The sequence below is a fragment of the Flavobacterium sp. genome, from assembly GCF_025352425.1.
Classification (GTDB): Bacteria; Bacteroidota; Bacteroidia; order Flavobacteriales; family Flavobacteriaceae; genus Flavobacterium.
Genome location: NZ_JANXTI010000092.1, coordinates 1 through 4,770, shown reverse-complemented (window position 1 = coordinate 4,770; position 4,770 = coordinate 1). Strand labels below are relative to the sequence as shown.

Sequence of the window (4,770 nt, the reverse complement as noted above, 5' to 3'; positions counted from 1 at the left end):
AAAACTCTTAAATAATTTTTAACTATATTTGACATGAATATTGGTTTGTTTTGCGACTTCAAGATACTGAATTTCAGTATCTTGACCAATATTTAATCAATTTATTTTTACTTTAAATAATTACACCCAACGGGTTAATATATTTAAGATTAATTGAAAATACTTTGTACAAAATGCGAAAACTTATAGCTGATGCCATCTTTTTTCATTATTGGGCAAACTTGCTTATTGGCAAGGCCTTCGGGCAATATAAAACGTTGGGCATTATAATGTCCCGTCGTCATTAATTCGTCATATACCTTTTTGGAATCTGCAATTTTATTATCATGAAAATAAACAACAACATTTCTTTTTATAATGATATCACTCTTCACTCCTGGTATATTATGTAATTTTTGTTTAATATCAATAGCAGAAATTGAATCAAAAGCTTTGGCAAAATCTATTCTGCTTACTTGAATTGTTGCATTTTCTAAAGGTCTTGCGGTGGCAATGTGATAGACCAAGATGATAAACATAAGGAGTATAAAGCCTGTAACGCTTAGCAATCCTATTTTGACTTTTTTATTAATTTTCATGGGTGCTTAGTTTTTTTTGTTTAGTTGATTTACGAAAAGATAAAAACCTTAGTTTTTTAAAATGAACATTTTTTAACAATTTATTTTCTTTCTAAATAAGTTTGTAATAAAAAAAAGCGCTGATTTTGACACGAAACAGCGCTTTTCAAACAAAACTAACCAAACCGTATTAAGTAATTTCAGGGGAGCCATATATTAAACATTAAAAAATAAGGCTAAATAAAATACAAGAAACACTAGAGCAAACATTGCAACAAATATTGTTGTTTCAAATATTGTTTTAATTTTTTTGTTGATATCCATAATCGTAGAAGTTGGGTTCTTAACTCAATTACGAGAATGAAAACGTTATGGTTTTTCAAAAGTAAAAAGTTTACTTTTTTTTGTTTTTTAAATTCATAATTAATGCCTCTTCAATTGGAGCTTTTATTTTTATCACTTCATCGGAGTTAACATTTGGAATGGTTATCGAAAGAACATAGTGTTTTATTTTCCATTGGTTGTTTATAAGAACCAGGACTCCTGAACCCCGACATATTTTCATTTGGGTGTCAAGTAGTTCGTCGAACCAGGCTGTTTTTTTGTCTCCACTAAAGTAAATATGCCTTTCTAAGGCAGTAAAACTCCATGCTTTTCCTTTATCAAAATAAGGCTTGGCAAATGTCTGAAAAGCAGGTTTGCTCCAATTTTCTGTAGCATCCGTTCCGATAAAAACAGCGTCGTCGGTCAAGGCATCAAAGTAATCTTTATAATTAGCTTCAGCAGCGGCTGTATGCCAGGTATCAAGTGTGCTGTTGATTTGTGATTCGGGACTATCCTGTGCGTTGGTAGTAATGGCAAATAATAATGGGAATACTATAAAAAGCTGTATTTTTTTCATAAGGGTTGGTGTGTTGATTTAGTCTATTATTGTAGTTCAAAACATAAAGGTAAATATAACACTTACTGATGCATACAATACTGGCAGTTTTGTATTTTTATAAATTGAATAATTGAACGTTGAATGAAAAAAATGAGGCTATACCGACTTTTGCTAATTATTTTTGTGGTGAGTATTTCTCTGACCAATTGGAATTGCGTCAAAAAGGAAAACAAAATTAATAAAAATAAGGAATCTTTTTCCTTGTCTTTTGATAGTGCTCAGGTAGAAACTTTTTATTCCAAATATCCTAAATTGGCGGTATATAAAAAGCAAGTGGTTTTATTATATCAAAAAAACCGCTATGATTACATTTGGTTTGATAAAAACGGCAGAAGGGAAACAGCAGATGTTTTTTACAATAAAATAAATAACCTTTTTGAAGATGGGGTAATTGGCAAAGTGCCCTATAATGAAACATTTGAGTCATTATTTCAAAAAGGTTCCGATGTACCTGATGTTGAGTTTGATTTATTTCTATCTAACTATTATTTCTACTATGCAAATAAAGTACTACGGGGAATTGACAAGTCTAAAACCAACGAATTAGGGTGGTATTTGCCCAGAAAAAAGCTCTCCTATGTAACTTATCTTGACTCATTGCTTATTGACCCAAAATTTATTGATAAAAAAAACCAGCATATTGAGCAATATTACAAGCTCAAAGCAGTTTTAAAAAGATATAGAGCGATAGAACAAAAAGGCGGATGGGATTCCATTGCTTTACCTACAGGCTTTGTCTCTATTAAACCCGGCGATAGTTCTGATGTTGTGTCTAAAATAAGAACGCGATTATTTTTAACTGGCGACATTGATGTTGATTCCGGCGGTAAATTTTATGAACCTTCGCTTCAAAAAGCTGTTTTAAAATATAAAAAGCGAAATGGGTTTATTTTAAATAAAACTATTTTACCAAAACATGTTGACGAAATGAATGTGCCCATTAGCAGTCGGATTAGAACCATTATCGTTAACATGGAGCGTTGTCGATGGATTTCTACCGATGTGACAAAAGCGAAAGAGTTTATTGCGGTTAATATCCCGTCTTATAGATTGACCTATTTCAAAAAAGGGAAAGCAGTTTTAACATCGAACGTTGTCGTCGGAAACATGATGAATAAAACAGTCATTTTTAGCGGAATGATGAGTTATATAGTGTTTAGTCCTTATTGGAACGTGCCAAAAAGTATTGTTGAGAAAGAAATCCTTCCGGGGATTGAGAAAGACGGGAATTATTTAGCAAAACACAATATGGAATGGGAAGGTGAAAATATTAGGCAAAAACCAGGAAAAGATAATTCACTGGGCTTGATTAAGTTCTTATTTCCAAATAATAATAACATCTATTTACATGATTCACCTGCCAAAGAATTGTTTAATGCAGAAAAACGCGCATTTAGTCATGGTTGTATCAGAGTCGAAAAACCAAAAGAGTTAGCCAATTTAATTTTGGAGGATGATTCAAATTGGACGCCAGAAAAAATAGACGAGGCTATGAATAAGGGCGAAGAATCCTGGTATACGCTCAAAAACAAAATTCCGGTTTATATTGGTTACTTTACTGCTTGGGTTGATGATGAGGGCAACATCAATTTCTATAAAGATATTTATGAAAGAGATAAACGATTAACCGCTATGTTGGTTGAAGAATAACGATATTTTTTGAACTGCTTTTTTTCAAATTATTTAGATCGTTCAATTTACAGTTATAAGGCGAACCTCAACGCCCAATAATCGAATTAACAATTCCTCATTATTAACGGTATCAATTTTAAGAAAGAGAAAATATTTGTTATTTTTGCTTCCTGTTTTCAACACATATTAAGTAAGGTTAACTATGGGTATAATAATGATTTCAGTGAATTAAAAAATATTATGAAAATACGTTTTACTCTTTTATGTGTTTTATATGTAAGTTTTTCAGGCGCTGCCCAGGTTAAGATATTATTTGATGCTACCAAAGCTCAAATGGCAGGAAATGCAGATTGGGTAATTGATGCTGATTTGCATAATCTTTATACCGGAAGCACTTCAGTATCAATAGGAGGATTTGAATCAAATCCGCAGCGGTTTCCTAATCCGCCACAATCAGGTATTAACGCATCAACAACAGAAGATTATTGGCAAGGTGCTTTATCTTATTGGGCTGTTGATTGTGCAAAGGAAGGATACATAGTTGAAAGTTTACCCTATAATGCACAAATTACATATGGTTCTGCGAGCAATGTTCAGGATTTAATTAATTATACGATTTTTGTAGTCGATGAACCTAATGTGCTTTTTACAGCTGCGGAAAAAGATGCCATAGTAAATTTTGTTAAAAATGGTGGAAGCTTACTTATGATTGCTGACCATGCTATTTCAGACCGAAATAATGATGGTTACGATTCTTTACAAGTTTGGAATGATTTGATGCAAAACAACAATGTGCTCTCCGACCCTTTTGGGATTTCGTTTGATTCAAATGATTTTTCGCAAACCACTACAAATATCGCTAACCTATCCTCAAACCCAATACTTCACGGTATAAAAGGAAATGTTACCAGAGCACAATGGTCAGGCGGAACGACAATGACTTTAAATCCGACTGTGAACAACAGCGTGAAAGGGCTTATTTATAAAACCGGATCAAGTACTATTGGCACAACTAATGTAATGGTGGCACAGTCAAATTATCTGGCTGGAAAAGTGGTCGCTATTGGTGATAGTTCCATTCCTGATGATGGAACAGGAGACACAGGAGATTTTTTATATGATGGTTATATTGCTGACGCTAATGGAAATCACCAAATATTATTAATGAATGCCATTATTTGGCTTGCCACGCCAAATTTATCGTCAACTACTTTTGAGGATTATCAAACAAGTGTTATAATTTCACCTAATCCAGTCCGCAATAAAGAATTGACAATATATTATCATTCTACTTCCTCAAGTGGTGTTATGTTTATCATATATGATTCTTTAGGCAGAATAATAAAACAAGAATCTGTAAAAAATGAAATTCAAACTATAAACTGTAGCACGTTGACTTCGGGCGTTTATTATGGTAAAACAGTTTCTGAAGGAAGCACTAAAACAATTAAGTTTATAATTGAGTAAAAGTCTTCTATTTACAAATTTAATAAAACCTAACCCGTTGGGTGTAATTAAATTGTTTGATTTTTAATATTGTTTATTGGTCTGTCAAATATGAATTTATTGATATACTGAACCAATGTTAATGCTGTTATTTTTGCTAAAATTCTTGTTTTAAAACCTTCAAAAGTTTTA

At 32.3% G+C, this 4,770-nt stretch carries 4 protein-coding genes and 1 pseudogene; 2 read left to right on the top strand and 3 right to left on the bottom strand.

From position 1 onward, the window contains the following. Nucleotides 1–149: 149 nt before the first annotated feature. Entirely contained in the window at nucleotides 150–578 is a 429-nt protein-coding gene (locus Q0Q99_RS11490) for a hypothetical protein (RefSeq protein ID WP_293895978.1), read from the bottom strand. A gap of 373 nt (nucleotides 579–951) precedes the next feature. After that, nucleotides 952–1,458 carry a nuclear transport factor 2 family protein gene (locus Q0Q99_RS11485; RefSeq protein ID WP_293895975.1) on the bottom strand — a complete coding sequence of 169 codons (507 nt, stop codon included), beginning with the start codon at nucleotides 1,456–1,458 and terminating at the stop codon, nucleotides 952–954. A gap of 123 nt (nucleotides 1,459–1,581) precedes the next feature. Here Q0Q99_RS11485 and Q0Q99_RS11480 point away from each other — a divergent pair, with 123 nt between their 5' ends. Both Q0Q99_RS11480 and Q0Q99_RS11475 read left to right on the top strand, forming a co-directional pair. After that, nucleotides 1,582–3,150 carry a L,D-transpeptidase family protein gene (locus Q0Q99_RS11480; protein ID WP_293895973.1) on the top strand — a complete coding sequence of 523 codons (1,569 nt, stop codon included), beginning with the start codon at nucleotides 1,582–1,584 and terminating at the stop codon, nucleotides 3,148–3,150. A 222-nt stretch (nucleotides 3,151–3,372) separates the two neighbouring features. Further along, complete coding sequence (locus Q0Q99_RS11475; RefSeq protein ID WP_293895971.1) at nucleotides 3,373–4,599, top strand: T9SS type A sorting domain-containing protein; 1,227 nt, start codon at nucleotides 3,373–3,375, stop codon at nucleotides 4,597–4,599. Between the two features lie 47 nt (nucleotides 4,600–4,646). Here Q0Q99_RS11475 and Q0Q99_RS11470 read toward each other — a convergent pair. Beyond that, nucleotides 4,647–4,770, bottom strand: a pseudogene (locus Q0Q99_RS11470) (IS982 family transposase); the annotation flags it as partial.